The organism is Arthrobacter sp. 4R501 (genome assembly GCF_002929755.1).
Lineage (GTDB): Bacteria > Actinomycetota > Actinomycetes > Actinomycetales > Micrococcaceae > Arthrobacter.
Genome location: NZ_PJIW01000022.1, coordinates 49,920 through 76,376, shown reverse-complemented (window position 1 = coordinate 76,376; position 26,457 = coordinate 49,920). Strand labels below are relative to the sequence as shown.

22 protein-coding genes are annotated in these 26,457 nt (G+C 67.0%); 8 read left to right on the top strand and 14 right to left on the bottom strand.

The features are described from left to right. Positions 1-108 precede the first annotated feature (108 nt). Positions 109-375, top strand: coding sequence for a hypothetical protein (locus CXR02_RS22190; protein WP_141140063.1), 267 nt, complete (start codon positions 109-111; stop codon positions 373-375). Positions 376-392: 17 nt separating this feature from the next. On the opposite strand, the gene tyrS is transcribed toward CXR02_RS22190, so the two are convergent. Together tyrS and CXR02_RS19040 are read right to left on the bottom strand one after the other, a co-directional pair. Beyond that, the gene (tyrS, locus tag CXR02_RS19045; protein ID WP_104063406.1) at positions 393-1,706 is read right to left on the bottom strand and encodes a tyrosine--tRNA ligase; all 1,314 of its coding nucleotides are present in this window, start codon (positions 1,704-1,706) and stop codon (positions 393-395) included. A gap of 79 nt (positions 1,707-1,785) precedes the next feature. Then, a complete protein-coding gene (locus tag CXR02_RS19040; protein WP_104063405.1) occupies positions 1,786-4,014 on the bottom strand; it encodes an AAA family ATPase in 2,229 nt (742 codons plus the stop codon). 155 nt (positions 4,015-4,169) lie between these two features. On the opposite strand from CXR02_RS19040, the gene CXR02_RS19035 reads away from it, so the two are divergent. Further along, entirely contained in the window at positions 4,170-4,805 is a 636-nt protein-coding gene (locus CXR02_RS19035) for a GNAT family N-acetyltransferase (RefSeq protein WP_104063404.1), read from the top strand. On the opposite strand, the gene CXR02_RS19030 is transcribed toward CXR02_RS19035, so the two are convergent. Next, positions 4,775-5,425 carry a DNA-3-methyladenine glycosylase gene (locus CXR02_RS19030; RefSeq protein ID WP_104063403.1) on the bottom strand — a complete coding sequence of 217 codons (651 nt, stop codon included), beginning with the start codon at positions 5,423-5,425 and terminating at the stop codon, positions 4,775-4,777. The genes CXR02_RS19035 and CXR02_RS19030 overlap by 31 nt on opposite strands. Positions 5,426-5,503: 78 nt before the next feature. Here CXR02_RS19030 and CXR02_RS19025 point away from each other — a divergent pair, with 78 nt between their 5' ends. Next, positions 5,504-7,030: a DNA-3-methyladenine glycosylase 2 family protein gene (locus CXR02_RS19025; RefSeq protein ID WP_104063402.1), complete on the top strand. Its 1,527-nt coding sequence runs from the start codon at positions 5,504-5,506 to the stop codon at positions 7,028-7,030. Then, positions 7,027-7,521, top strand: coding sequence for a methylated-DNA--[protein]-cysteine S-methyltransferase (locus CXR02_RS19020; protein ID WP_104063401.1), 495 nt, complete (start codon positions 7,027-7,029; stop codon positions 7,519-7,521). Before CXR02_RS19025 ends, CXR02_RS19020 begins: the two co-directional genes overlap by 4 nt. A gap of 2 nt (positions 7,522-7,523) precedes the next feature. Here the strand turns inward: CXR02_RS19020 and CXR02_RS19015 are convergent, their stop codons facing one another. The 10 genes from CXR02_RS19015 to argC all read right to left on the bottom strand — a co-directional run bounded on the left by CXR02_RS19015 (position 7,524) and on the right by argC (position 17,795). Continuing rightward, positions 7,524-8,291 carry a maleylpyruvate isomerase family mycothiol-dependent enzyme gene (locus tag CXR02_RS19015; RefSeq protein WP_104063400.1) on the bottom strand — a complete coding sequence of 256 codons (768 nt, stop codon included), beginning with the start codon at positions 8,289-8,291 and terminating at the stop codon, positions 7,524-7,526. 10 nt (positions 8,292-8,301) lie between these two features. Further along, positions 8,302-8,838 carry a pyridoxal 5'-phosphate synthase gene (locus CXR02_RS19010; RefSeq protein WP_104063399.1) on the bottom strand — a complete coding sequence of 179 codons (537 nt, stop codon included), beginning with the start codon at positions 8,836-8,838 and terminating at the stop codon, positions 8,302-8,304. 148 nt (positions 8,839-8,986) lie between these two features. Next, a complete protein-coding gene (gene argH / locus CXR02_RS19005; protein WP_104063398.1) occupies positions 8,987-10,435 on the bottom strand; it encodes an argininosuccinate lyase in 1,449 nt (482 codons plus the stop codon). 4 nt (positions 10,436-10,439) lie between these two features. Next, positions 10,440-11,645, bottom strand: a complete 1,206-nt coding sequence (locus CXR02_RS19000) for an argininosuccinate synthase (protein WP_104063397.1) — start codon at positions 11,643-11,645, stop codon at positions 10,440-10,442. Positions 11,646-11,752: 107 nt separating this feature from the next. Beyond that, positions 11,753-12,289 (bottom strand): arginine repressor, encoded by a 537-nt coding sequence (locus tag CXR02_RS18995; RefSeq protein WP_104063396.1) that lies wholly within the window; start codon positions 12,287-12,289, stop codon positions 11,753-11,755. Next, the gene (gene argF / locus CXR02_RS18990) at positions 12,289-13,320 is read right to left on the bottom strand and encodes an ornithine carbamoyltransferase (protein ID WP_104063395.1); all 1,032 of its coding nucleotides are present in this window, start codon (positions 13,318-13,320) and stop codon (positions 12,289-12,291) included. The genes CXR02_RS18995 and argF overlap by 1 nt, the downstream gene beginning before the upstream one ends. Continuing rightward, positions 13,317-14,603: an acetylornithine transaminase gene (locus CXR02_RS18985; protein WP_104063394.1), complete on the bottom strand. Its 1,287-nt coding sequence runs from the start codon at positions 14,601-14,603 to the stop codon at positions 13,317-13,319. Before CXR02_RS18985 ends, argF begins: the two co-directional genes overlap by 4 nt. Beyond that, the gene (gene argB, locus CXR02_RS18980; protein ID WP_104063393.1) at positions 14,600-15,556 is read right to left on the bottom strand and encodes an acetylglutamate kinase; all 957 of its coding nucleotides are present in this window, start codon (positions 15,554-15,556) and stop codon (positions 14,600-14,602) included. Before argB ends, CXR02_RS18985 begins: the two co-directional genes overlap by 4 nt. 44 nt (positions 15,557-15,600) lie before the next feature. Next, positions 15,601-16,767, bottom strand: coding sequence for a bifunctional glutamate N-acetyltransferase/amino-acid acetyltransferase ArgJ (argJ, locus tag CXR02_RS18975; protein WP_104063392.1), 1,167 nt, complete (start codon positions 16,765-16,767; stop codon positions 15,601-15,603). Further along, positions 16,764-17,795 (bottom strand): N-acetyl-gamma-glutamyl-phosphate reductase, encoded by a 1,032-nt coding sequence (argC, locus tag CXR02_RS18970; protein WP_104063391.1) that lies wholly within the window; start codon positions 17,793-17,795, stop codon positions 16,764-16,766. The genes argJ and argC overlap by 4 nt, the downstream gene beginning before the upstream one ends. Positions 17,796-17,971: 176 nt before the next feature. Between argC and CXR02_RS18965 the strand changes: the two genes are divergently transcribed. From CXR02_RS18965 to CXR02_RS18950, 4 genes are all read left to right on the top strand, one after another. Beyond that, on the top strand, positions 17,972-19,063 hold the full coding sequence (locus CXR02_RS18965) for an acyl-CoA desaturase (protein ID WP_104063390.1): 1,092 nt from the start codon (positions 17,972-17,974) through the stop codon (positions 19,061-19,063). A gap of 159 nt (positions 19,064-19,222) precedes the next feature. Then, positions 19,223-20,185 (top strand): quinone oxidoreductase, encoded by a 963-nt coding sequence (locus tag CXR02_RS18960; RefSeq protein WP_104063389.1) that lies wholly within the window; start codon positions 19,223-19,225, stop codon positions 20,183-20,185. 187 nt (positions 20,186-20,372) lie between these two features. Next, complete coding sequence (locus CXR02_RS18955; RefSeq protein WP_104063414.1) at positions 20,373-24,296, top strand: Pls/PosA family non-ribosomal peptide synthetase; 3,924 nt, start codon at positions 20,373-20,375, stop codon at positions 24,294-24,296. Between the two features lie 52 nt (positions 24,297-24,348). Continuing rightward, entirely contained in the window at positions 24,349-25,728 is a 1,380-nt protein-coding gene (locus CXR02_RS18950) for a M1 family metallopeptidase (RefSeq protein WP_104063388.1), read from the top strand. Positions 25,729-25,754: 26 nt separating this feature from the next. Here the strand turns inward: CXR02_RS18950 and CXR02_RS18945 are convergent, their stop codons facing one another. Then, the gene (locus CXR02_RS18945) at positions 25,755-26,456 is read right to left on the bottom strand and encodes a 4'-phosphopantetheinyl transferase superfamily protein (RefSeq protein ID WP_104063387.1); all 702 of its coding nucleotides are present in this window, start codon (positions 26,454-26,456) and stop codon (positions 25,755-25,757) included. Between the last annotated feature and the right edge of the window lies 1 nt (position 26,457).

Below are 26,457 nucleotides of genomic sequence, written 5' to 3'. Positions count from 1 at the left end.
AGCCAAAACAACCAATCAATAAAACAATTGGTATCAACAAACTTGGCACACTATTGAGTTCTCAAACAACAGACACATTCGAATAATTCCCGAAACAATTCATATTCAATGAATTCTTTTGTTTCGCTTTTCTTCGCTGCGATGTTTATAGCTTATTTCATTCTTATTCACTTTGCAAATCCCGGTTATTTTCCCGATATTCACTCTGTGGAACGAATCCGCCCATCAGAAATTGAAGCTTTTCATCATTTTCGTGCTTTGCACACGATGAATTGCTTCTCTTGTGAAGGGGGTTTGTCACCACTCAACGGTGGCGACTCAGAAGACAATACACGCTCCCCCGCGGCCGTGCAAATCGGCTGCGGAGGAGCGTGAATCGGGGTTTGGGAAGGCTAAGGAACCAGCACTTCGACAGTCGCCAGGTTCTTCTTGCCACGGCGTAGGAGCAGGTACTGACCATGCAGCAGCTCCGACTCGGAGATGACAGCTTCCGGGTCGGACACCTTCTCGTTGTTTACATAGGCACCGCCTTCGCCGACAGTTCGCCGTGCCGCGGACTTGCTCTCCGACAGGCCGGACGCCACCAGCAGGTCAATGATCCCGAGGCCATCCACCTGGATGCGGGCGGACGGAAGCTCCGATGTGGCCGCTTCAAGCGTGGGCCGGTCCAGGGCGGACAGGTCACCGTTGCCAAAAAGTGCAGCGGACGCCGCGATGACTTTCTCCGTTGCCTCCACACCGTGGACCAGGGAAGTCACTTCGAACGCCAGCTTCCGCTGGCCTTCCCGTGCAAACGGACGCTCGGCCACGGCAGCTGCCAGGGTTTCGATTTCCGCGCGGCTCAGGAAAGTAAAGACCTTCAACCGGTCCACCACGTCAGAGTCGGCGGTGTTCAGCCAGAACTGGTAGAAGGCGTACGGGCTGCACATGCCGGCGTCGAGCCAGATGGCGTTGCCTTCGCTCTTGCCGAACTTCGTGCCGTCCGAGTTGGTGATCAGCGGCGTACCCAGGGCGTGCACACTTTTGCCCTCAACCTTGCGGATGAGTTCAGTGCCGCTGGTGAGGTTGCCCCACTGGTCCGAACCGCCGGTCTGCAGCATGCAGCCGTAGTCACGGAACAGCTGGAGGTAGTCCATGCCCTGCAGGATCTGGTAGCTGAACTCCGTGTAGCTGATGCCCTCGTCCGAACTGAGGCGGGACGCAACAGCATCCTTGCGAAGCATGGTGCCGACCCTGTAGTGCTTTCCGATCTCGCGCAGGAAGTCAATGGCGCTCAACGGTGCGGTCCAGTCGAGGTTGTTGACCATGCGGGCGGCGCTGGGGCCATCGAAGCTGAGGAAGCGGCGGACCTGGGCCTGCAGGTAGCCCACCCATTCGTTAACGGTGTCCTTGGTGTTCAGTGTGCGTTCTGCGGTGGGCCGCGGATCGCCGATCAGTCCTGTTGATCCGCCCACCAGTCCCAGCGGCTTGTGCCCGGCGAGCTGCAGCCGGCGCATCACGAGGAGTTGAACCAGGTTGCCCAGGTGCAGGCTCGGCGCAGTGGGGTCGAATCCGCAGTAATAGGTGATCGGATCACCGGCGAGGAGCTTTTCCAGTTCCTCTTCATCGGTGGAGACGTGGACCAGGCCGCGCCACTTCAGCTCCTGCCAGATATTGGCGAAGGTGGGGTCGTTCTGCTGGGTTTCGAGATCGTTGAGTTCTGACACGACTTCTAAGTTAGCAGGATCGGCGACGCCCGGCGCCGAAATGAACGGCGCCGGGCGTCAAGGGGCAAAGCGGACCGGTTCAGCCTTCGATGCCTGCCGGAATACCTTCCGCGGCGATCAGCCGGAGCCGCTGGGTGGGCCGGGTCATGGCGACGTACAGATCGCCCACCCGGCCATGCTCGCGGTTGAGCATGACGGACGGCTCAAGCACCACAACGCCGTCGAACTCCAGGCCCTTGGCCTCGCGCGGGCTGATGACCACGATGTCCTGTTCGTAGCTGCCCGCGCCGTTGCCGATGCGTCGGCCGTACACGGCACGAAGGGCTGACGTTGCAGCCGGCAGAAGGTCGCCGTCGGCAATCACGGCGAGGAGGCCGCCGTCGAGCGCTGCCAGCTCCTCGGGGAGCACCTCCACCAAACGGCTCACCACCTGTCCGCGGTCAACCTTGTCGATGACGGGGGCCCACCGTCCCTCGCGGACGGCCTTCGGCGCTGAAACCACCAGTCCGGCCGCGTTGGCCATGCGGGCGGCTGCCTCGGCGATCTGGGAGGGCGTCCGGTAGTTGACTGTCAGCTCCTCCAGCTGCCAGCGGTCACCGAACATGGGCGCCAGGGCCCCCTGCCAGGAGTTGGCGCCGGCGACTGAACTGGTCTGCGCGATGTCGCCCACGATGGTGAAGGATTTCAGCGGGCAGCGACGGACCAGCAGGCGCCATTGCATGGGCGAAAGCTCCTGCGCCTCATCCACCACGATGTGGCCGAACGCCCAGGTGCGGTCGCTGGTGGCGCGCTCGGCGGCCGTCAGGCGGTTTTCGCGCTCCTGGTTCTGGTCGGCGAGTTCCTCCGCGGAGATGAGGACATCGACACCCATGTCCCCCATGTTCACCAGTGTCTGCTTGGCGTTGGCAAGGTCCCGGGCGCGGTCGTGCTCCTGCTGTGCAAGGCCACGTCCCGCCGCCGGGTCCATTTCACCAAGGAGCTCCGCGGCCTCGTCCAGCAGCGGGACGTCAGCCTCGGTCCAGGGCGCACCAGCAGGGCGCAGCAGCAGCGACCGCTCCCTAAGGGACAGGCTCGGTGTGCAGGCCGCCAGGACTGCGGGCTTGCTCAGAAGCTCGTTGATCAGCTTCTCCGGAGTCATCGGCATCCAGCACAGGTTCAGGACGATCCGGACGTCGCGGGCCGTGCGGACGTCTTCTGCCAGATACGAGCGGTCGGCATTGTTGCCGATGCTCCCGGCCTCCACGAGATCGGTCATCTGCTCGGTCAGTTCGCGGAGCAGAATTTTGATAAACGTCAGGCGCGCCTCGTTGTGCGGCTTGCCAGTGGACCGGGCACGTTCGCGCGCCCGGCTTACCTGCCGCCGCGTCAGCACCAGCTTGCGGCCGTCGACGTCCAGGACACGGTCCTCGGCGGGGATCCGCTGCCGGTTGGCGACCGCATTGGCCACAACCTTCACCATGTCCAGCCGCCCCTTGATGGCCGCGACCTCTGCCTCAGGTTCGGCAACAGCTTTGATCCCGGGCATCAGGCGACCCACGCTGGCCATCACCACGCCGGTCTCACCGAGCGAGGGAAGAACACGTTCGATGTACTTCATAAAGGACGACGACGGGCCCACCAGCAGCACGCCGGCAGTCTTCAGCCGCTCCCGGTGCGTGTAAAGCAGGTACGCGGCCCGGTGCAGTGCCACCGCAGTCTTACCGGTACCCGGACCACCCTGCACCACGAGGGCACCGGAAATGGAGGACCGGATGATGCGGTCCTGCTCGGACTGGATGGTGCCGACGATGTCGGACATCCGGCCCGTGCGCTTGGAATCCAGAGCCGCCAGCAATGCTCCTTCGCCCTGCAGCGAGGCGTCGTCCGCGAGCATGTCCGCATCAAGGACGTCGTCCTCGATGGCCTTGACTTCCCGGCCCTGCAGAATCAGGTGCCGCCGGCGGCGGACGCCCTGCCGGTCAAACGCCGTTGCCTGGTAGAAGTGGCCGGCTTCGGGCGCGCGCCAGTCCACCATGAGCCGCTGGAGGTCATCGGTGGTCAGGCCGATGCGCCCAATGTACTGGGCCTCACCGGAATCCAGGTCGAGGCGGCCGAAGACCAGGCGGTCATCGACGGCGTCGAGCTGGGCGAGGCGGTCCTCGTAGAGCGCGGCGAAGGCGTCGCGTTCGGAGACATTCTGCATGGTACCCACGGCACCGGCCCGGCGGACCTGTGCCAACTGCTGGCGCTTTTCCGCGCGGAGCTCTTCCAGCCGCGCGTACAGGCCGGCAACATAGTTCCGTTCGTGGGCCAAATCGGCGTCGAGCATTTAAACGTTCCCCTATCGCAAAAGACAGACCGTCCATTCTACAACCATTTCGGTTAACGCGCCCGCCGGTCCCCTGCCCCGGAAGTCACCCAATGTTCACTTTCAGGCCGCACACTTCCGTAGCCGTTCCGCCCCGTGAGTGATTCAATACTGCAATGCACCACGAGAACGTCCTGACCGGATACGGGCTTTCCCTCCTTCCGTTGGCACCGCACCATGCCGAAGGGCTGTTTGACTTCGTGGACGCCACGATGTGGGCAGGAATGGCCGCGCCCCTGCCGGCCACGGCGCACGAGCTTTCAGGGCTGTTTGCGGCCAGGATTGAGGACCCGGCCAGCCTGGCCTTCGCCGTGACGGACCAGCGGACCGGAGCCCTCCTGGGCACAACCGCGCTGAATGCGTTCGATGCCGCCCAGCAGCGCGTGGAAGTTGGCGGCACCTTCTTTGGACGGCAGTTCTGGGGCACGCACGTAAATCCCGCCAGCAAGCACACCCTGCTCGCCTTTGCGTTCGAAGGCCTTCACGTTCAGCGCGTTGCGTTTCGCTGCGACGCACGTAATGTGCGCAGCGCCGCAGCCATCGAACGGCTGGGGGCAACGTTCGAGGGCGTGCTGCGCAGCCACCGCCTGGCGCCTGACGGCACACGTGCGGATTCGGCAGTGTTCTCGGTCCTGGGGCAGGAATGGCCTGTGGTGCAGCAGCGCCTCCAGCGCCGGTTGGCGCCGTTCGCCCTGGCAGGAGACCACCCCGGCGGGACGGATTATGCCCGGCGCACCTTTGCCGCCTTGTAGCGGGACACTGTGGGATCCCCTGGCAGCCAGAAGCGCCAGGGATACGTCGCGGAGCCGCCGTCGCCGGAGACGCCCACCCTCGGCCCGGAACTGAACACGTGAGCGGGTACTGAAGGCAGTCGCAGTTCGAAGGGGTCAGCCAGCGCATCCCGGCCGCTGTCGGCTGTCGTGAGGGCCAGCGTGGTGGCCAGCCGGGCGGGGCCGCTCGCCAGGTCGAGGGCCGATTTCGACGTCGGACGCCGCACCAGCGCGAGGTGCTGCCCCTCCACCACCTCGCCCGCCCGCAGAAGGACGGCAGATGCGGTGCCCGCCGGGCCGCAGACGATGTTGGCGCAGTAGTGCATGCCATACGTGAAGTAGACGTAGAGGTGGCCGGCCGGGCCGAACATGGGCGCGTTTCGCGCCGTGGGGCCACGGAAAGTGTGGGAGCCGGGATCCGGATGCGACGAGTCGCCGGGACCCATGTACGCCTCCACCTCGGTGATCCGCACAGCCACAGTTCCCTCGTGGCTGTGGTGGGTCAGTACGGATCCCAGCAGCCGCGGAGCGACCCCCCGGGCATCGCCGGACAGCAGTTCGCGGAGCTGATCCGGGCTGGTGGGACTCAGGCTGGCGGTCATGGTCCGACTCTATCGAACGCCACGGCCGTGTCCGATTTCCGCTAGCAGTCGCGGTCGCTGGCTGGCAGGATGGAGGGCATGGACTTCTGGCAGCGCTACCGCGCGATTGACGCGCGGGACACCCGGTTCGACGGACAGTTCTACACTGCTGTCCGGACCACCGGCATCTACTGCCGCCCGTCCTGCCCCGCCAGAACCCCGAAAGCCGTAAACGTCACCTTCTACGAAACCTCTGCCGCAGCGCACGACGCCGGCTACCGGGCGTGCAAGCGCTGCCTCCCCGAAGCAGTGCCAGGCACGCCTGCGTGGAACATCCGGCAGGACCTTGCGGGCCGCGCGATGCGCCTGATCAACGACGGCGTGATCAACCGGCACGGGGTGGAGGGCCTCGCCGCCCGGCTGGGATACTCCTCCCGCCAGCTCAACCGGATCCTCAGCCACGAACTCGGCGCCGGCCCGCTGTCCCTGGCCCGGGCCAGCCGCGCCCAGACCGCCCGCACCCTGTTGGTGTCCACAGCGATGAAGCTGGCGGACATCGCATTCGCGTCCGGCTTCAGCAGCGTCCGCCAGTTCAACGACACCATGGTGGAGGTGTTCGCCATGACGCCCACTGCCCTGCGCGCGACCGCCAGGCACCACCGCTCCCCTGCCGCCGCGACGTCGCTGACGTTGAGCCTGCCGTACCGCGAACCGTTCGATCCCGGCATCTTTTCCTTCCTCGCCGTCAGGGCGATCCCCGGGATCGAGGCGGGGACGCCGACGTCGTACGCCCGTACTTTGCAGCTTCCGCATGGCGATGCCCGCTTCAGCGTGACTTACGACGGCGGCGCTCCCGGACGGCCGCTGACCCTCACCATCGGCGCGGTGGACCTTCGGGACCTGCCCGCACTGCTGAGCAGGGTACGCCGGCTCTTCGACCTCGACGCCGATCCGGTAGCCATCGACAGTGCCCTGTCCCAGGAGCCCCGCCTGGCCGCCTCGGTTGCCAGTGCGCCGGGCATCAGAATGCCCGGCGCGTTGGATCCGCAGGAGCTGCTCATCCGGGCGATGATCGGGCAGCAAATCACAGTGGCTGCGGCCCGGACCGCACTGACGCAGCTGGCCGCTGCCGGCAGTCCCAGCGCGGTCCCCGGCGAGGGCCTTGACCGGCTGTTTCCCACCGCGGCCGAAATCGCCGAGGCCGGCTACTCGCTGCTGCGCGGTCCGCAACGCCGGATTGACGCCATCCGTTCCGCCGCGTCGGCCCTGGCTGGAGGCCAACTGGATTTTGGCTACGGGGACGATCTGCCCGGGCTCGGCGCCAAGCTGCTTCCCCTTCCCGGCGTGGGCCCGTGGACCGTGGGCTACGTGGCAATGCGTGTCCTCGGCGCGCCCGACGTGTTTCTGGCCAACGACGCCGCGGTGCGAAACGGCATCCGGGCGCTCGCCCCGGCCCTCACGAACCAAGACGGCGGCGGCGTTGAGGCACCTGGCGTGATGCCAAGCCCCGATTTCCGCGAGGTCAGCCCGTGGCGGTCCTACGCCACCATGCACCTGTGGCGCGCCGCCGCGGAGTCCAAATCCTCCAAACCTATACAGGCCGTTCCAGAGAAAGCGATGCTATGAAAGCCCAGCTGTTAGTGATGTCCACCCCGGACGGACCGTTCACCATCCTTGCCCAGGACGGCGTGGTCCTCGCCTCAGGCTGGACCGCCGAGCCGGGTGAGCTGACCGGCCAGATCCACCCCGAGCTGCGGCCGGGCGACGTCGAAGCGGTCACGGACCTGGGCAGCATCTCCCGGGCCGTGGAGGCCTTCTATGCCGGCGATCCCGCGCCTGCCATGACCGTCCCCGTGCGCCAGAAGTCTGGGCCGTTCCGGTCGCACGCCTGGGATGTTCTGAGGACCGTTCGTCCCGGGTCACCGGTGACGTACACCGAGTATGCCGGGCTTTCCGGAAATCCGAAGGCGGTCCGGGCCGCGGCCAGCGCGTGTGCGTTCAACGCGGCTGCCTTGTTTGTGCCGTGCCACCGCGTCATCCGCACCGATGGTTCCCTGGGCGGATTCCGCTGGGGCCTGGCCATCAAGGAGAGCCTGCTGGCCCGCGAAGCCGGATAGGGCTACCGCGCTGCGGGTGTCCCGGATGGCGTGGCTCCGGCAGCCGGCGTCCCGGCTGGCCAGGGCAGCAGTTCCGGGAGGTCCACGCCGTCCGCGGCGGCTGTTGCCCGCAGGCTGCCGAGCGATGGTTCACGGCCGGCCAGCCAGGCGGCAATGTCAGTGATCATCCCGCTGATAACGGTGGAACGGCCGAGTCCAAGTGTCACGGGCGGGAGCCCGAGTGGCTGCAACACCAGTTTTTCCCCCGGCGGGACACGGGCCGCCAGGAAGTCAAAGAGGTGCTCGCAGAATTTCCGGCTCCACGTCTCGGGGCCGAGTCCGGCGCCGAGGTCCGCGGTGTGGATCACGAGTTCACGCCACAGCGCGAGGCCGCCGTCGAAGACCACGCCGCCGCGGTAGGCAATGGATGCCTGCCAGTCGGCGTCTCCATCCAGCGAATCAAATGCCTTCAGTGCCCCGTCCAGGCCAGCCTGCAGGTCAGCCCGGTGCGCATCCGCGTTGTGGCCGGCGGCCATCTCGATGGCCTTCGTGCGTCCGTCCTGGCCTCCGTCGTACAGCTCAACAGTGGCGCCGCGGGCGGCAAATTCCAGCTGCCGCGCCATGGCGTTGGAGATACCGGCGAGATGCGCCAGGACGTGCCCGCGGGTCCAGCCGGGCAGTCCCGACGGTGCCTTGACATCCTCATCGGTGAACTTCGCGGCGGTCGAGGCCACGGCGTCGGCGGCCTTATGCAGTTCGGCGAGAAGGTCAGCAGGTGCGGGAGCTGTCATGGCGCCCATCCTAGCTGAGCGGGATACCGTCCGGTCCGTAGCGGTGCCGAATGTGCCGGCGGTCGTGGCGGGCCTGCCAGAACTCCAGTTCCGTCGGCCTGACCGCGTAGAGCTGCCAGTCCGGATTGTCGCCGCCATCGGCTGCCGGGCGCGCCTGCCAGTCGTCCGCCGACGCTTCGGCGGACAGCTCAACCACAGGGCCGGCGACCCGGACTTGCCGGCCCTGCTGCGGCCAGTAAAAGTTCAGGGCCGCGCTCGGGTTGGCGGACAGCTCCCTGCCCTTCCGGGACGTGCGGGACGTGGCGAAGTGCCAGCCGTCGTCGTCGATGTTCTTCAGGATCAGCAACCTCGCAGAGGGCTGGCCGTTTCCGTCCGCCGTGGCCAGGCTACAGGCATGCGGCTGGAGCACGCCGGCAGTGAGGGCCTCGTCCAGCCACAGCTTGAACAGGGCCACCGGATCTGCGGGGGCAATGGCGGGGTCGAAGTCCGGCAGGTTTTCGGGGAAATCTGGCAGTGCCCGGAGGTGGCTGCGGAAGGTGTCGCTCATGGCGCAATGGTAGCGGGGAGTCCTCGGCGATCAACGCACAACGCTCTCTCACTTAATGCAACGAAAACGGCAACGCTCTCTCACTTTCCTCAAGAAAGTGAGAGAGCGTTGCCGGAAAACCCGCATTAAGTGAGAGAGCGTCTGACTGTCAGGACGCGTACCCGCGCACGCCGGCGAGCTCGCCTTCCAGCGCGAGCAGCTGGCGTTCGACGGCGGCGGGTGCGGTGCCGCCCTGTGAGTTGCGGCTGTTGAGCGACCCTTCGGTGGACAGGACCGTGCGGACCTCCGGTGTCAGGTGCTCCGAGATGGCGGCGTATTCCTCATCCGTCAGGTCCCACAGCTCCACGTCGCGGCTTTCGGCCTGCTTGACCGCTGCTCCGGAGAGCTCGTGCGCCTCGCGGAACGGAACGCCCTGGCGGACCAGCCACTCGGCGATGTCCGTGGCCAGCGCGAAGCCCTGCGGTGCCAGCGACTCCATCCGTTCCGTGTTGAACTTCAGCGTCGCGATCATGCCCGAGACAGCCGGAAGCAGCAGCTCCAGGGTGTCGGCGGCATCGAAGACCGGTTCCTTGTCCTCCTGCAGGTCGCGGTTGTACGCGAGCGGCAGGCCTTTGAGCGTGGCCAGCAGCCCGGTGAGGTTGCCGATCAGGCGCCCTGCCTTGCCGCGGGCCAGCTCGGCGACGTCGGGGTTCTTCTTCTGCGGCATGATCGAGGAACCGGTGGAGTATGAATCGTGCAGGGTCACAAAGGAGAACTCCTTCGTGGCCCACAGGATGACTTCCTCCGAAACGCGGGACAGGTCCACGCCGATCATGGCCGTCACCCAGGCAAACTCGGCGAAAACGTCGCGGGAAGCGGTGCCGTCGATCGAGTTATGGGTCGCGGAGAAGAAGCCGAGGTCCGCCGCCACTGCTTCCGGGTCCAATCCCAACGAGGAGCCGGCGAGGGCACCGGAGCCGTAAGGCGAGACCCCGGCGCGCTTGTCCCAGTCCTGGAGCCGCTGCACATCGCGCAACAGCGCCCAGGCGTGAGCCAGCAGGTGGTGGCTGAGCAGGATGGGCTGGGCATGCTGCAGGTGCGTACGGCCGGGCATGGCCACACCCCGGTGGGCCTTCGCCTGTTCCACCAGCGCCTCGATGGTTGCCAGCACGCCGCGCGCGATGATCCGGGCGTGGTCACGCAGGAACATGCGGCCCAGCGTGGCCACCTGGTCGTTGCGGGACCGGCCGGCGCGGAGCTTGCCGCCCAGCTGGGTGCCGGCGCGCTCGATCAGGCCGCGTTCCAGTGACCCGTGCACGTCCTCATCGGATTCCGCCGGGAGGTACGCGCCTGAGGCGACATCGTCATCCAGCCGGCCCAGGGCGTCCAGCATGCCGTCGAGCTCGGCGTCGTCCAGCAGCCCGGCCTTGTGCAGCACGCGGGCGTGCGCTTTGGAGCCGGCGATGTCGTAGCGGGCCAGCCGCCAGTCAAAGTGCGTGGACTTGCTCAGGGCTGCGAGGGCGTCCGCGGGGCCGCCGGCGAACCGGCCGCCCCACAGGGCGCCGGTGTTCGTCGAGCCGGTGGTTGAGCCTGTCGAAACCGGGGTCTGCTCAGCCAACGGTTTACTTTCCTGCGACGCGGATATCGCGGCCTGAGGCAACCTTGGCGGACATGCCCCACAGCTCGATGAAGCCGCGCGCCATGGACTGGTCGAACGTGTCGCCGGTGTCGTAGGTGGCGAGGTCAAAGTCGTAGAGCGAGGTCTCGGAGCGGCGGCCATTGACGATCGCCTGTCCACCGTGCAGCACCATGCGGATGTCACCGGTGACGTACTTCTGGGTGTCTTCGATGAACGCGTCCAGGGAACGCTTGAGCGGTGAGAACCACTGGCCGTCGTAGACCAGTTCGGCCCAGCGCTGGCCAACAGTGGCCTTGAAGCGGGCCTGCTCGCGCTCGACGGTGATGTCCTCAAGGTGCTTGTGCGCGGTGATCAGCGCCATGGCACCGGGGGCTTCGTAGATTTCGCGGGACTTGATGCCCACGAGGCGGTCCTCGACGACGTCGATCCGGCCCACACCCTGCACGCCGGCACGGCGGTTCAGTTCCTTGATGGCCTGCAGCGGGGTGACCCGGACGCCGTCGATCGCTACCGGCACGCCGGCTTCGAAGGAAATGGTGACCTCATCCGGGGCTGGCGGGAACTCCGGCGTCGCGGTGTAGTCGTAGATGTCCTTGGTGGGCGCGTTCCAGATGTCCTCGAGGTAGCCGGTTTCGACGGCGCGTCCCCAGACGTTCTGGTCGATCGAGTACGGGTTCTTCTTGGTGGTCTCGATCGGCAGTCCCTTTTCCTCGGCGAAGGCGATGGCCTTGTCGCGGGTGAGGGCGAGGTCGCGGACCGGTGCGATGCACTTCAGGTCCGGGCCGAGGGTCTGGATGCCCACCTCAAAGCGGACCTGGTCGTTGCCCTTGCCGGTGCAGCCGTGGGCCACGGTGGTGGCGCCGAATTCACGGGCGGCCTTGACCAGGTGCTTGACGATGACCGGCCGGGAGATGGCCGAAACCAGCGGGTAGTGGCCCTGGTAGAGGGCGTTGGCCTTCAGCGTGGGCATGCAGTATTCGTTGGCGAACTCGTCCGACGCGTCGGCCACGTAGGCTTCGACGGCGCCGCAGCCGAGGGCGCGCTGGCGGATGGTCTCCAGCGACTCGCCGCCCTGTCCGACGTCGACCGCTACGGCGATGACCTCGGCACCGGTGGCTTCACCGATCCAGCCGATGGCAACGGAAGTATCGAGGCCACCGGAGTAGGCCAGAACAATGCGCTCAGTCACGAAAATGCTCCTAATTGGGGTTGTAGATGTTGATCGTGGAAATTCTTCAGGGAAAAACGTTCTGGGGAAAGCCTGTCACACCGGGAGGGTGTTCGGGCGGTGTGGGCCTACTGGCCGCCGCCGGCTTCCTCGGCGAGCTGCAGGAACCGGACCGCGAGGTCCTGCCCGCCCTGCGGATCCCGCGAAACCAGCAGCACGGTGTCGTCACCGGCAATGGTCCCCAGGACGGAGGGCATCACCGAGTGGTCGATGGCCAGGGCCAGGAAGTTGGCCGCACCGGGCGGGGTCCGGAGCACCGCGATGTTGGCTGAGGCTTCCGCCGTGACCAGGAGTTCACTGCACAGCCGGGCAAGCCGGGCATCCAGGATCTCCTGGCTGACCCCGCTCTTGGCCGCACGTTCGCCGCCCTCGCCGGGGACGGCGTAAACCAGCACGCCTTCCTTGCCGCGGACCCGGACGGCGCCGAGTTCCACGAGGTCCCGGGACAGCGTGGCCTGGGTGACCTGGACGCCGTCGTCCGCCAGCAAAGCGGCGAGCTCCGCCTGGGAGCGCACCGATTCACCCGTCAGGATCGCGGTGATGCGCGCCTGGCGGGCCGTTTTGGTGGCCGGGCTGGAGCCCGGCGATGCCGGCGGGACGGACACTAGTTGCCAACCTCCGGCGCCAGCCCGTCCACCGGGGCCAGTCCTTCGACGACGGCGAGTCCGGAGCGGTGCATCAGCCAGGCCATCAGTGCCTTCTGCGCGTGCAGCCGGTTCTCCGCTTCATCCCAGACGATCGACTGCGGGCCGTCGATGACGCCCGCCGAAATCTCGTAGCCGCGGTAGGCGGGGAGGCAGTGAAGCACGACGGCGTCCTCCGCCGCGTGTGCCATGGCCGCCTCATCGACGGAGTACTCCCGGAACAGCTGCAGCCGGGCCTCCTTTTCGGCTTCCTGGCCCATGGAGACCCAGGTGTCCGTGGCCACAACGTCGGCGCCCTCGAGGGCAACGGCGGCGTCGGTGGTGACCAGCACGGAACCGCCGGTCTGGGCGGCGCGCTCCTCCGCCGCGGCCACGATCTCCGCTGCCGGGAGGTAGCCTTCCGGGCCGGCGATGCGGACGTGCATCCCGGCGGTAACGCCGGCCAGCAGGTAGGAGTTGGCCATGTTGTTGGCGGCGTCGCCCAGGTAGCTCATGGTGAGGCCCTTGAGCTCGCCCTTGTGTTCCTTGACGGCGAGCAGGTCCGCCAGGAGCTGGCACGGGTGGTAGTCGTCGCACAAGGCGTTGATGACCGGCACCCTGGAGTTCGCCGCCATGGCCACCAGGCCCGAATGCGCGCCGGTGCGCCACACAATGGTGGATACCATACGCTCCAGGACCTTGGCGGTGTCCTCGACGGACTCCTTGTGGCCGATCTGCGCCTCCCCCGGGTTGATGATCAGCGCGTTGCCGCCCATGTCCGCGATGCCCGTGGCAAAGGAAACCCGCGTACGGGTGGAGGTCTTGTCGAAGATGACGGCCACCGTCTTGCGGCCATTGCCCTCCCCGGCAAAGGGCTGCACGCTGTACGGCGCTGCCTTCATGCGGACGGCCAGGTCCAGGACCTCGGCCTGCTCGGTGGGGCTCAGGTCCGTGTCCTTCAGGAAGTGGCGTGTGGTGCTGGCTGTGCCGGCGGAAGAAACTACAGGGGTCACTGCGCGTCCTTAGCTGTCTGGAGGAGTGCCGGGAGGGCGGCGAGGAAGGTGCCGGCCTGGTCCTTGGTGAGGATCAGCGGCGGGGCGAGCCGGATGGTGTGCGGGCCGGGGCTGTTGACGATGAAACCTGCGTCCAGCCCTGCGGTCACGACGGCGGGAGCCACGTCGGCGTCCAGGTCGAAGCCGATCAGCAGGCCTTCGCCGCGGACTTCGGTGACGCCGCCGACGGCGGCGAGCCCGGTGCGGAGGTAGTCCCCCACAAGTGCAACGTTTTCCAGGACCCGCTGGCTTTCGATCGCGTGCAGCGTGGCCAGCGCAGCCGCCGTCGCCACCGGGTTGCCGCCGAAGGTGGTGCCGTGCTGGCCCGCGGACAGCAGCGACGACGTCCGCTCACCGAACGTGAGAAGCGCACCGATGGGGAAGCCGCCGCCGAGGCCCTTGGCCAGGGTGATGGCGTCCGGAACAATCCCGGCGTCCTCCGTCGCGAGCCATTTGCCGGTCCGGCCGATACCGGTCTGGACCTCGTCCAGGATCAGCAGGGCGCCGGCCTTTGTGGTCGCTTCGCGGGCTGCCTTCAGGTAGCCAGGAGGCAGTGGCCGCACCCCGGCTTCGCCCTGGATGGGCTCCAGGAAAACGGCGGCCACGGTTTCGTCGATGGCTGCTTCCAGGGCTGCGACGTCCCCGAACGGGATGTGGACCACGCCGCCGGGCAACGGCTCAAACGGTACGCGGTAGGCTTCCTTCGCGGTCAGGGCCAGGGCACCCATGGTGCGCCCGTGGAAGGCGCCTTCGAGGGCGATGATCTTGGTGCGCTTCCCCGAGGTGCCGTCCGGGCTGGCTCCGTTACGGCGGGCCAGTTTGAAGGCGGCTTCGTTGGCTTCGGTGCCGGAGTTTGTGAAGAACACCTTGGAGCCCGCCGGGGCGTGCGTCAGTGCCAGTAACTTTTCGGCCAGTGCGATCTGCGTGGGGCTGGTGAAGAAATTGGAGACATGGCCCAGGGTGGCCAGCTGGCTCGAAATCACGGACGTGACAAACGGATGGGCGTGGCCCAGGGCGTTGACGGCAATACCGCCGAGCAGGTCCAGGTATTCCTTGCCGTCGGCGTCCCAGACCAGGCAGCCGGCACCACGGACCAGGACACGCTGCGGCGTGCCAAAGACGCCCATCAGGGACGTGGAGTAGCGCGTAAGCCACTCAGCCCCGCTGGTGTGGGCCTTGGTTTCGACAAGCTCAACCACCGGGCTCCGGTGATCGAGCTTGTCGAGATCTTCGACGTTACTCATGAATCTTCCTCTGTATCGGGGACGACCTGCGTGCCGATGCCCGCCGTCGTGAATGTTTCCAGGAGCATCGAGTGCGGCAGGCGGCCGTCCACGATGTGCGCGCGTTCCACTCCGCCGTCAATGGCCTTGAGGCACGCTTCCATCTTGGGGATCATGCCTGATTCCAACGAGGGCAAAAGCTCGCGAAGCTCCGAGGCCGTCAGGGAGGAGATGAGGGAGGACCGGTCCGGCCAGTTGGCGTACAGTCCTTCGACGTCGGTGAGGATCACCAGCTTGGAGGCCCCCAGGGCTTCGGCGAGGGCGGCCGCGGCGGTGTCCGCGTTGACATTGAGGACCTGCCCGGTGGTCTGGACCTCTCCGGCTGCCGTCTCGAGGCCGTCGGACTCGATTTCCGGTGCCACGGTGGAGATGACGGGTATACGGCCGGCGGCCAGGATGTCCAGGATGCCCTCCGGGTTGACGCCGACAACTTCGCCGACCAGGCCCAGGTCCACTTCCTCGCCGTCAATGACAGTGCCGGTCCGGACGGCGCGGAGCAGGCCGCCGTCTTCACCGGACATTCCCACTGCATACGGGCCATGGGAGTTGATCAGGCCCACCAGTTCGCGGCCCACCTGGCCGGTGAGGACCATCCGCACCACGTCCATGGCTTCGGGGGTGGTGACGCGGAGGCCGCCCTTAAACTCGGACTCGATACCCAGCCGCGCCAGCATGGAGTTGATCTGCGGACCGCCGCCGTGGACCACTACGGGGTGGATGCCCACATGGTGCAGGAACACTACGTCTTCGGCGAAGGCGCGGCGCAATTCCTCGTTGACCATGGCGTTGCCGCCGTATTTGATCACCATGGTGGTGCCGGCGAACCGCTGGATCCAGGGCAGCGCCTCGATCAGGGTACCGGCCTTGCTTTGGGCATCACTCATGGACGTCGTTTCACGGGTCTGGGTGTTCATGCGTGCAGTATCTCCAGGGTTGCTGGTGGGATCTGGCGTGAGGATCAGCTTGAGTAGGCGCTGTTCTCGTGGACGTAGTCGTGGGTGAGGTCGTTGGTCCAGATGGTGGCTTCGGCGTCACCGGACTGCAGATCAATTTCCACCAGGACTTCGCGGGATTCGAGGTCCACCAGATTGCGGTCGTCGCCGATGCTGCCGTTGCGGCAGATCTGGATGCCATTGATGGCCACGTTCAGCTGGTCCGGTTCGAACACGGCGTCAGTAGTGCCCACGGCGGACAGCACGCGGCCCCAGTTCGGGTCCTTGCCGAAGATGGCTGCCTTGAACAGGTTGGACCGGGCCACGGAGCGGCTGACCGTTTCGGCGTCCCGCTCGCTGGCCGCGTTGAACGTACGGATGGCGATGTCGTGGCTGGCGCCTTCGGCGTCCCCGATCAGCTTGCGCGCCAGTTCGGCGCACACCTGGGTCAGCCCGGCACCAAAGGCTTCGGCGGACGGGACGGCACCGGACGCCCCGGAAGCCAGCAGCACCACGGTGTCATTGGTGGACATGCAGCCGTCCGAATCAGCCCGGTCGAAGGTGACGCGCGTGGCGTCGCGGAGGACGACGTCGAGCATTTCCGCTTCGACGTCGGCGTCGGTGGTGAGGACCACCAGCATGGTGGCCAGGCCGGGTGCCAGCATGCCGGCGCCCTTGGCGATGCCGCCGATGGTGAACTCCTGGCCGTCGGCGTCCGTGCCGATGAACAGTGCGGACTTGGGCACCGAGTCTGTGGTCATGATGGCGGTGGCCGCATCCGGACCGCCGTCCGTGCTGAGCGCTGCCGAGGCAGCCTCGACGCCCGGGAGGATCTTGTCCATGGGCAGCTGCTCGCCGATCAGGCCGGTGGAACAGACAAACACGTCCGTCGCCGAGATGCCGAGGACCGCGGCCACTTTTTCGGCCGTGCTGTGGGTGTTCTGGAACCCTTGGGGACCAGTACAGGCATTGGCGCCGCCGGAGTTGAGGACCACTGCGTCCACGCGGCCGTCCGAGACCACCTGGCGGGACCAGTGGACGGGGGCCGCGGCCACCCGGTTGCTGGTGAAGACGGCGGCCGCAGCCTTGGACGGGCCGTCGTTGACCACCAGGGCGAAGTCCGGCTTGCCGGAGGTCTTCAGCCCGGCGGTGACGCCTGCAGCGCGGAATCCCAGGGGGGCGGTAACGGTCACGGTGCAACTCCCTGCAGGTTGAGGCCGGCGGTTTCCGGCAGGCCAAGCGCAATATTCATGGACTGCACGGCGCCGCCGGCAGTCCCCTTGGTGAGGTTATCAATGACGCACGTCACAATCACGCGGCCGGCGTGTTCATCCAGGGCCAACTGCATGGCCGCGTGGTTGGAGCCCTGGACGGACTTGGTGGCGGGCCACTGCCCTTCCGGCAGCAGGTGGACAAACGGTTCGTCGTCGTAGGCATCAGCCCACGCCTGGCGGAGGTCCGCCGCCGTGGTGCCGGGCTTGACCTTCGCGGTGGCAGTGGTGAGGATGCCGCGGCTCATCGGCGCGAGCGTCGGGGTGAAGGACACCGTGACACTCTCGCCGGCAGCATTGGAGAGGCCCTGTTCAATCTCGGGGGTGTGGCGGTGGCCGCCTCCCACGCCGTAGGGGCTCATGGAGCCCATCACCTCAGAACCGATGAGGTTCACCTTCGCGGCCTTGCCCGCACCCGAGGTGCCGGAGGCGGAAACGATCACGACGTCGTCGGGCTGGAGCAGCTTGGCGGCGAACCCGGGCGCCAGGGCCAGGAGGGCCGAGGTCGGGTAGCAGCCCGGGACGGCGATCCGCGTGGCGCCCTTGAGGGCCTCGCGCTGGCCGGGGAGCTCCGGCAGACCGTAGGGCCACGTTCCGGCGTGGGCCGAGCCGTAGAATTTTTCCCACGCGGTTGGATCTTCGAGGCGGTGGTCTGCGCCGGCGTCGATCACAACTGTGCCTTCGGGGAGCTGTGCGGCGATCTCGGCGGAAGCACCGTGCGGAAGTGCCAGGAACACCACATCGTGCCCGGAGAGGTTCTCCACGGTGGTGTCTTCCAGGATGCGGCTGGCCAGCCCGTGCAGGTGCGGCTGCAGCTCGCCAAGGCGGGAGCCTGCGTTGCTGTGCGCGGTGATGGCACCGATGGTCACGTCCGGATGTCCCGCCAGGAGCCGCAGGACTTCTCCCCCGGCGTAGCCGCTGGCTCCGGAGACGGCAACAGAAATAGTCATGCCGTGAATCTTACAGCAAAAGTATTCAGTGTGCCCGATATTTATGCATCGACGTTGGCAACGATTCCCAGGGCGCCGCTGGACAGGCAGGCGTAAGATGGAGTGAGGGTGATCATGACCGTGCAGTCCGAATGTCGGCTGCAGCGTTACCCGAAACAGTTACGAGGCCCCGCTCCATGACCACCACCCTTCCCACGTCAGAGCGCCCAAAATCGCGTGTCCGGCAGCCCAACGCCGTTGTCCTGAGCTATTCGGAGCTGTTGAAGAGCGTCAAGGCTGAAGGCCTGCTGGAACGCCGCGTCGGATTTTACATCACGCTCTTTGCCAGCCTGGTACTCCTCATGGCCGCCACCTGGTTCGGGTTTGCCCTGATCGGCGACAGCTGGTTCCAGCTCCTCATCGCCGCGGCCGTCGGGGTCCTCTGCACACAGCTGAGTTTCCTGGCCCACGAGGCCGGGCACCGCCAGATCTTCGCGTCGCGCCGGGCCAACGACTGGACCGCCCGGATCCTGGCCACCTCGGTTGCCGGCATGAGCTATTCCTGGTGGGAGCAGAAGCACGGCGCCCACCACAACCACCCCAACGTCATTTCCAAGGATCCGGACATTGCCACGGGGGCCATCGCCTTCCACACCGAAGGTGCCGCCACGCGGCAGGGCAGGTTTTCGTTCCTGACCCGCAAGCAGGGCTGGTTCTTCTTCCCGCTGCTGTTCCTTGTTGGCCTGGGGCTGCAGATCGATTCCGTGAAGTTCGTCTTCCGCCGGGCCAAGGTGACACACCGATGGGTAGAGCTTCCCATTTTGCTGGTCCGGCTTAGCCTCCTGCCCGTGCTGGCTTTTACGTTCCTGCCGCTCGGGATGGCGTTCGCGTTCATCGGCGTGCAGCTCGCCGTCTTCGGTTTCTACATGGGTGCTTCCTTCGCGCCGAACCACAAGGGCATGCCTGTCCTGCCCGCGGACAGCCGCGTGGACTTCTTCAGCCGCCAGGTCCTGACGTCACGGAACATCTCCGGTGGCCGGTTTATGGACATCCTGCTCGGCGGCCTGAACCGCCAGGCTGAGCACCACCTCTTCCCGGACATGGCACGCCCCCAGCTGGATAAGGCAGCCAAGATTGTCCGCGAGTACTGCAAGAAGCACCAGGTTCCCTACACGGAAACCACGCTGCTGCAGTCCTACGGCATCATCGTCCGCTACCTGAACGATGTAGGCCTTGCTGCAGGACGCCACTTCGAGTGCCCCATGGCAACGGTGACCCGGCGGTTCTAGCACGTACCCGAGCCGCGCGGGCTCCCCCGCATAACTCTGCCCCGCATGACCCGAAGCGACGGCCGGCTACCGGCCGTCGCTTCGTCGTCGGCAGCGGTATCCCTAGGATGGTCAGAGACACCGGCCGCGGGAAACCCCCGCCCGGAGAGGAGACCTTTTATGCAAGCCATCGTTGCCCGCCAGTCCGGAGGTCCGGAAGTCCTCGAGATCGCCGGGGTGGACCGACCGACGCCGGGTCCCGGCCAGTTGCTCATCAAGGTGGCGGCAGCCGGGGTGAACTTCATCGACACCTACCAGCGCGGGGGCATATACCAGGTCCCGTTCCCCTTTACGCCTGGCTCGGAAGCCGCTGGGACTGTAGAGGAGCTCGGCGAAGGCACCGAAAACTTCGCAGTCGGCAGCAGGGTGGCCACGGCCGAGGGCACTAAATGCTACGCCGGCTACGCGGTGCTCGATGCGGCCAAGGCACTTCCGGTGCCGGACGGCGTCGACGACCTGACGGCGGCTGCCTTGCCGCTCCAAGGCATGACCGCCCACTACCTCATCAATTCCTCCTTCAAGGTCGAACCGGGCCACACAGTACTAACGCACGCCGGTGCCGGCGGCGTCGGCCTGCTGCTGATCCAGCTGCTGAAGGAGAGGGGCGCCCGCGTCATCACCACGGTTTCCTCGGAGGCCAAGGAAGAACTTGCCCGCGACGCCGGGGCCGACCATGTGCTGCGGTACGAGGGCTTCCCCCACCATGTCCGCGAACTCACCAACGGGAAGGGTGTGGACGTGGTGTACGACGGCGTCGGCCGGAACACCTTTGACGGGTCCCTCTCCTGCCTCCGCACGCGAGGCATGCTGGTCCTGTTCGGGGCAGCCTCCGGGGCCGTACCGCCGGTGGATCCGCAGCGCCTCAACGCCGGCGGTTCGCTGACGCTGACGCGTCCGTCCCTGGCCCACTTCCTGCTCAACGAGCAGGAGCGCCGCTGGCGCTCGGCGGAGATCTTCGCCGCCGCAGAAAAGGGGCACTTAAAGGTACGGATCGGCGCCACCTACCCCCTGGCCGAGGCGCGGCGTTCCCATGAGGACCTCGAGGGCCGGCGCACCACGGGCAAGGTCCTGCTGGTTCCCTGATGGATACAGGCACCACGCGTGAAAAGAACATGAATCTTCAACTAATTCTGGACACCTTGCGTTCACTTTACTCAGGCAGAATCCGTCCGTGAGTGAGCACCAGTCACACGTCGTCGCATCCCTGCCGGAGGATCCCTACCGCCCCCAGCTGGCCGGGTTTCCCCTGGCCCCGCCCGAGCGGACCCTCATGGCCATCCTGGCGGACTCGGCGGCACGTTTCCCGGAGGCTTCAGCGCTCGCCGACGGCCGGCGTTCCCTGAGCTACGCCGACCTGATGGCCGCGGTCCGGGCCAAAGGACGGGAGCTCCAGGCAGCCGGGCTGGGCGCCGGCGACAGGATAGGTGTGCGGATTCCGTCCGGGACCTGTGAGCTCTACATCTCGATTCTCGCTATCCTGCACATCGGTGCCGCCTACGTTCCGGTGGACGCCGACGACCCTGAGGAACGTGCCCGGCTCGTTTTCGGTGAGGCTGGCGTAGCCGCAGCGCTCACGGGTGAGGCTGGCGTAGCCGCAGTGCTCACCGGTGGCGCCGCGGACTCCGTGCCTGACTCCCCGGAACCCACTGAACCCTTTGAACGCGGTGAACGCGTCGAAGCCGAGCGTCGTGCTGCCGAAAGCCGTTCCGCCGAGCCCGGCGATGACGCCTGGGTGATCTTCACCTCCGGTTCCACCGGCACGCCCAAGGGCGTCGCGGTCCAGCACCGCTCCGCCGCCGCCTTTGTTGACGCCGAAGCCCGGATCTTCCTGCAGGCGGAGCCCCTCGGCCCGCAGGACAGGGTACTGGCAGGGCTTTCGGTCGCCTTTGATGCCTCGTGTGAGGAAATGTGGCTTGCCTGGCGTCATGGCGCCTGCCTGGTGCCCGCACCGCGGGCCCTGGTCAGGACCGGAACGGACCTCGGCCCGTGGCTCATCAGCCACGGCATCACCGCAGTGTCCACCGTTCCAACGCTGGCTGCCCTCTGGCCGGCCGAGTCACTGGAGAGCGTCCGGCTCCTGATTTTCGGCGGCGAGGCCTGCCCGCCCGAGCTGGCCGAGCGGCTTGCCATCCCGGGCCGTGAAGTCTGGAACACCTACGGACCCACGGAGGCCACGGTAGTGGCCTGCGCGGCTCCCCTGGGTGGCCCCGGTCCGGTCCGGATCGGACTGCCCCTGGACGGCTGGGACCTGGCCGTGGTGGATGCTGAAGGACTGCCCGTCGGCGAAGGGGAGATCGGCGAACTGATCATCGGCGGCGTCGGACTGGCCCGTTACCTTGACCCGGACAAGGACCGGGAGAAGTACGCGCCCATGCCGTCCTTCGGCTGGGACCGCGCCTACCGTTCGGGCGACCTGGTCCGCTACGAAGCCGCCGGACTGATCTTTATGGGCCGCGCCGACGAACAGGTCAAGCTCGGGGGACGCCGGATCGAACTGGGCGAAATTGACGCCGCCCTGCAGGCCCTCCCTCACGTTGCCGGAGCTGCTGCGGCAGTACGGACAACCGCTGCAGGCAACCAGATCCTGGTGGGCTACCTGGCCGCCGCCGACCCTGACCTGGATCTGGCGGCCGCCCGCGGACTCCTGGCAGAGAGCCTCCCCGCGCCCCTCATTCCGCTGCTGACCGTCGTCGACTCCCTGCCTACCAAAACCAGCGGCAAGGTGGACCGCCGTGCCCTGCCCTGGCCGCTGACCGGGACCGGCGCGGCGGAGGCCGACGCTGCCCCCTTGAACCTGCCCGAAGATGCCTCCTGGGTGGCCGAACAGTGGACTGCAGTCCTTGGCAGCCGCGTAACAAGCCTCGACGCCGACTTCTTCGCCTACGGCGGCGGCTCCCTGTCCGCTGCCCAGCTGGTCTCAGCCCTCAGGGTCCGGTACCCGACCATCACGGTCGCCGACATTTATGCCACACCCAGGATCGGTGCCCTGATTGATACGGCCCGCCAGACCCTTCCCGACGGAGTGGCCACCGGGCCGGCGCCGTCCCGCACTGTACGCCCCACCGCGTTCAAATCCCAGGTCTTCCAGTCGCTGATGGGCATTCCCTTGCACATCCTGGTGGGGATGCGCTGGCTGACCTACCTCATGGCGGCAAACAACGTGCTGGCCGCGCTGGCCGGCTTCAGCGCAGCCCCCATCGTTTCCTGGTGGTGGGTGGCCGCGTCCTGGCTCGCCTTCGTTTCCCCGGCCGGCCGGATGCTGATTTCCGTGGCCGCTGCCCGGACCCTGCTCCGGAATGTGGGGCCGGGAATGTACCCGCGCTCCGGGCGCGTGCACCTGCGCCTCTGGCTGGCCGAACAGATCCAGGACCTCGCCGGGGCCATCAGCCTCGCCAGCGCACCATGGGTGCCGTACTACGCCCGGGCGTTGGGCGCCAAGATCGGCAACAACGTTCAACTGCACTCGCTGCCGCCGGTCACCGGGATGCTTTCCCTCGGCAGCGGCTCCAACATCGAGCCTGAGGTGGATCTTTCCGGTTGGTGGATCGACGGGGACATCGTCCACATCGGGGCCGTCCATATCGGGCCAGGAGCCAGCGTCGGGGCGCGCAGCACGCTGATGCCCGGCGCTTCCATCGGCGCCGGAGCCCAGGTGGAACCCGGCTCGGCCGTCCTCGGCAGGGTGAAGGCCGGCCACCACGTTGCCGGGTCCCCGGCCGAGCGCCGGGGCAAGGCCAAGCACTCGCTGCCGGACACTCCTGCCGAACATCGGCTGATTGGCCGGCTCTGGTTCGCCGGATTCGCCATGGCTTCAGCCGTGCTGGCCCTGATCCCTTACGTATCCGCCGCCGCCGCGGCACTGGTGGTCTTTGCCTTCATCCAAGGCAGTGAATCGCTCTCCGCAGCCGTCCCGCAACTCCTGCTGGCCCTCGCCCCCGCGGCCCTCGTGTGGTTCATCGTCAACCTGCTGCTGATTTTGGTCACCACTCGCCTGCTCGGCATCGGCCTGGCGGAGGGCTACTACCGCGTCCGCAGCCGGATCGGCTGGCAGGTCTGGGCCACGGAACGTGTGCTGGACCTGGCCCGCGACCTGCTCTTCCCCGTTTATGCCAGTCTCTTCACGCCGGTCTGGCTGCGCCTGCTGGGCGCCAAGATCGGCAAGAACGTCGAAGCCTCCACGGTCCTGCTCATCCCCAAGATGACCACCGTGGGCGAGGGCGCCTTCCTGGCCGACGACACCATGGTGGCCTCCTACGAGCTCGACGGCGGGTGGCTGCGGATTGCGCCCGCGAAGATCGGCAAGCGCTCCTTCCTGGGCAACTCGGGCATGACCGCTGCCGGCCGGAATGTCCCCAAGAACTCACTCGTCGCCGTCCTGTCGGCCACACCGGCCAAGGCCAAGTCCGGGACGTCCTGGCTGGGCAGCCCGCCTGTGCGGCTCCGGCGCACCGCCATCGCCTCGGACGATACCCGCACCTACCAGCCGCCGCTGCGGCTCAAGTTTGCCCGCTGCCTCTGGGAACTGGGCCGCTTCATCCCCGTGGTGGTAACGGTGGCGATCGCCGCCGGCGTGATGCTTGCTTTTGACTGGCTGGCTGCCGCCTACAACTACGGGATTGCCGCAGCCCTGGGCGGCGTCGTGATGCTGCTGGCGGGCGCGGCGGCCGCGGGCAGCGCCGTCGTCGCCAAATGGGTCCTCGTGGGGCGGATCCGGGCCGGCGAGCACCCGCTCTGGAGCTCGTTCATTTGGCGCAACGAGGTGGTTGATACGTTTATCGAAATGGTCAGCGCCCCCTGGTTCGCGCGGGCAGCCACCGGGACCCCGGCCCTGGTCTGGTGGCTCCGGGCGCTCGGCGCCCGGATCGGCCGCGGCACGTGGTGCGAAAGCTACTGGCTTCCCGAAGCGGACCTGGTCACCCTCGGGCGGAACTCCACGGTCAACCGCGGCTGTGTGGTCCAGACCCACCTGTTCCATGACCGGGTCATGAGCCTGGACACTGTTACCCTCGAAGACGGAGCAACCATGGGCCCCCACGGCGTCATCCTGCCGCAGGCGAGCATCGGCAGCGGTGGAACTGTGGGACCGGCGTCGCTGGTGATGCGGGGCGAATCCGTTCCCGCCGCGACCTATTGGATGGGCAACCCGGTGAGCCCCTGGAGCGGTCCCGCAGCGTCCGCTCCCAAACCCCGCTAGCCCCGCAATACCAGCTGTCCTGCCGCCCAATGCTGATCGGAAAGACCGTCTTATGAGTTCCCCCGCACCGAGACCCACGGCCGCGAATACCGGCCCAGCACGCAACTCGGAGCACGGCGCATCTGCGCCCGACCCCTATATGCCCGGCCATGGCACAAACGCGTACAAGGTCCGCCGCTACGAACTGGACATTGACTACAAGCTCAGCAGTAACCGCCTGAGCGGGCGTGCGGTCCTGAGCGCGGTCACACAGTACGCTACGGCGGCCCTCGTGCTGGACCTGACCGGGCTCCGGGCCACGAAGATCCAGCTCAGCGGGCGCCGGGTCAAAAAGTTCAACCAGCGCGCCGGGCAGTTGGTCATTGTGCCCGAGGCCGCGCTGCCGGCGGGCGAGGAATTTACCCTCGACATCCGCTACGAAGGCAACCCTGGTCCCCGGCGCGGGTTCTGGGGCGAGGTGGGCTGGGAGGAACTCACCGACGGAGTCCTTGTGGCCGGCCAGCCGAACGGCGCCGCCTCCTGGTTCCCGTGTAACGACCACCCCGGTGACAAGGCCAGCTACCGGATCAGCGTGACCACCGACGCCAATTACCGGGCCGTGTGTAACGGCACCCTGATCTCCCACACCAGCAGGGCCAGCCGCGAGACCTGGGTCTACGAACAGGCCGAGCCCATGGCCACCTACCTGGCCACGGTCCAGATCGGCCGCTATGAGTTCCTCGCCCTGACTCCCTTCCCCGTGGACGGGCAGGTTCCACAGTTCGCCGCCGTCCCGGCACTGCTGGTCGACACGGCCCGCGAAGGCCTGGCGAGGCAGCCTGAGATGATGCGCACCTTTGCCAGCTGTTTCGGGCCCTACCCTTTCCCGGAATACTCCGTGGTGGTGACCGAAGACGAGCTGGAAATACCGCTTGAAGCGCAGACGCTCTCCATTCTGGGCCGGAACCATCTGACGCAGGAGTGGGAATCCCAGCGGCTCATCGCCCACGAGCTCGCACACCAGTGGTTCGGGAACTCCCTCACTGCCGCATCATGGTCGGATATCTGGCTCCACGAGGGCTTCGCCTGCTATGCGGAGTGGATCTGGTCAGAGGAGGCGGGCGTCCTGCCTGTCGCGAACCGGGCCGCCGCAGCCTGGCGGAAACTGGCCGCCGGCAGCCAGGACATTATCGTGGGCGACCCCGGGCCGGAGCTTATGTTTGATGACCGCGTCTACAAGCGGGGAGCCCTGGCCCTGCATGCTCTGCGGGTCCGGTGCGGTGACCTGGCATTCTTTGCATTGCTGCACGACTGGACGGATGCCCACCGTCACGGTTCAGTGTCCACGGCGGCGTTTATTCTCGCCGCGGACCGGGCTACCGGCCTGGACACCGAGGCGCTGCTGCACCCGTGGCTGCTCGAAGCAGCCCTCCCGCCACTTCCGGTGCGCTGACCAGCAAAACGCTGACAACAACGTCGCTAGCTGCCGGTGCGCGAAACCGCGACGGCGGCGCGAAAGTTGAGCGGGAGGCCCGCCTCGCCGGCGGCCAGGTCCCGGATTTCCGGGCGCGACAAAACGTCGAGGGTGTCCGGTGCCGTGGCGAGACCGTCGCCCGTCATCTTGAGCCAGGCTTCCTTGCGCGCCCAGAGCCTTGCCCGCTCCTGCAGTAGCAGAGGCCCGGCCAGCCCGGTTAGGGCCGCGCGCTCCGCGGCGGTGAGGGCCACGCCGTCGAACCCCTCAAAGGCAGTGCCGGACGGGTCCGCCAGGTCCAGGCCCATCGTGACTCCGGCCCGTGGATCCACCACGGCGCCCACCAGGATCCACCCGGAACTCCGGGACAGGCTCAGCGCGAGCGGCACCGGCTCTCCCCTGAGCGTATAGCCCGGCCTGCCGTGCGATAGCTCGGGGCCGGAGCCGCACCGGGGGCAGTTGAAGTGAGTGGTGAGGTTCGACGCCGGGACGTCCAGCAGTTCTGCTGCGAACCTTCGCAGGGCACGCCGGCCAGCGACAAAAACGGCGCGCGGGCCGGGTGCCAGGGCAGCTGCACGGGCCAGCTCGGCGGGCCCCAGCCCTATTGACTGGTGGCCCGCCGTCGGGTCCTGCCCTCCGGATACGCCGGGAGGGCAGGAACGCAGGACCGGCACCGGCGCCACCGGCCCCGCCCCCACCAGCCCTGTCATC

Coding starts and splice junctions, on each gene's coding strand:
- CXR02_RS22190 (WP_141140063.1), top strand. CDS start 109: ATGAATTCTTTTGTTTCGCTTTTCTTCGCTGCGATGTTTATAGCTTAT.
- CXR02_RS19040 (WP_104063405.1), bottom strand. CDS start 4,014: ATGCTCGACGCCGATTTGGCCCACGAACGGAACTATGTTGCCGGCCTG.
- CXR02_RS19035 (WP_104063404.1), top strand. CDS start 4,170: ATGCACCACGAGAACGTCCTGACCGGATACGGGCTTTCCCTCCTTCCG.
- CXR02_RS19030 (WP_104063403.1), bottom strand. CDS start 5,425: ATGACCGCCAGCCTGAGTCCCACCAGCCCGGATCAGCTCCGCGAACTG.
- CXR02_RS19025 (WP_104063402.1), top strand. CDS start 5,504: ATGGACTTCTGGCAGCGCTACCGCGCGATTGACGCGCGGGACACCCGG.
- CXR02_RS19020 (WP_104063401.1), top strand. CDS start 7,027: ATGAAAGCCCAGCTGTTAGTGATGTCCACCCCGGACGGACCGTTCACC.
- CXR02_RS19015 (WP_104063400.1), bottom strand. CDS start 8,291: ATGACAGCTCCCGCACCTGCTGACCTTCTCGCCGAACTGCATAAGGCC.
- CXR02_RS19010 (WP_104063399.1), bottom strand. CDS start 8,838: ATGAGCGACACCTTCCGCAGCCACCTCCGGGCACTGCCAGATTTCCCC.
- CXR02_RS18985 (WP_104063394.1), bottom strand. CDS start 14,603: ATGAGTAACGTCGAAGATCTCGACAAGCTCGATCACCGGAGCCCGGTG.
- argB (WP_104063393.1), bottom strand. CDS start 15,556: ATGAACACCCAGACCCGTGAAACGACGTCCATGAGTGATGCCCAAAGC.
- argC (WP_104063391.1), bottom strand. CDS start 17,795: ATGACTATTTCTGTTGCCGTCTCCGGAGCCAGCGGCTACGCCGGGGGA.
- CXR02_RS18965 (WP_104063390.1), top strand. CDS start 17,972: ATGACCACCACCCTTCCCACGTCAGAGCGCCCAAAATCGCGTGTCCGG.
- CXR02_RS18960 (WP_104063389.1), top strand. CDS start 19,223: ATGCAAGCCATCGTTGCCCGCCAGTCCGGAGGTCCGGAAGTCCTCGAG.
- CXR02_RS18955 (WP_104063414.1), top strand. CDS start 20,373: ATGGCCATCCTGGCGGACTCGGCGGCACGTTTCCCGGAGGCTTCAGCG.
- CXR02_RS18950 (WP_104063388.1), top strand. CDS start 24,349: ATGAGTTCCCCCGCACCGAGACCCACGGCCGCGAATACCGGCCCAGCA.
- CXR02_RS18945 (WP_104063387.1), bottom strand. CDS start 26,456: ATGACAGGGCTGGTGGGGGCGGGGCCGGTGGCGCCGGTGCCGGTCCTG.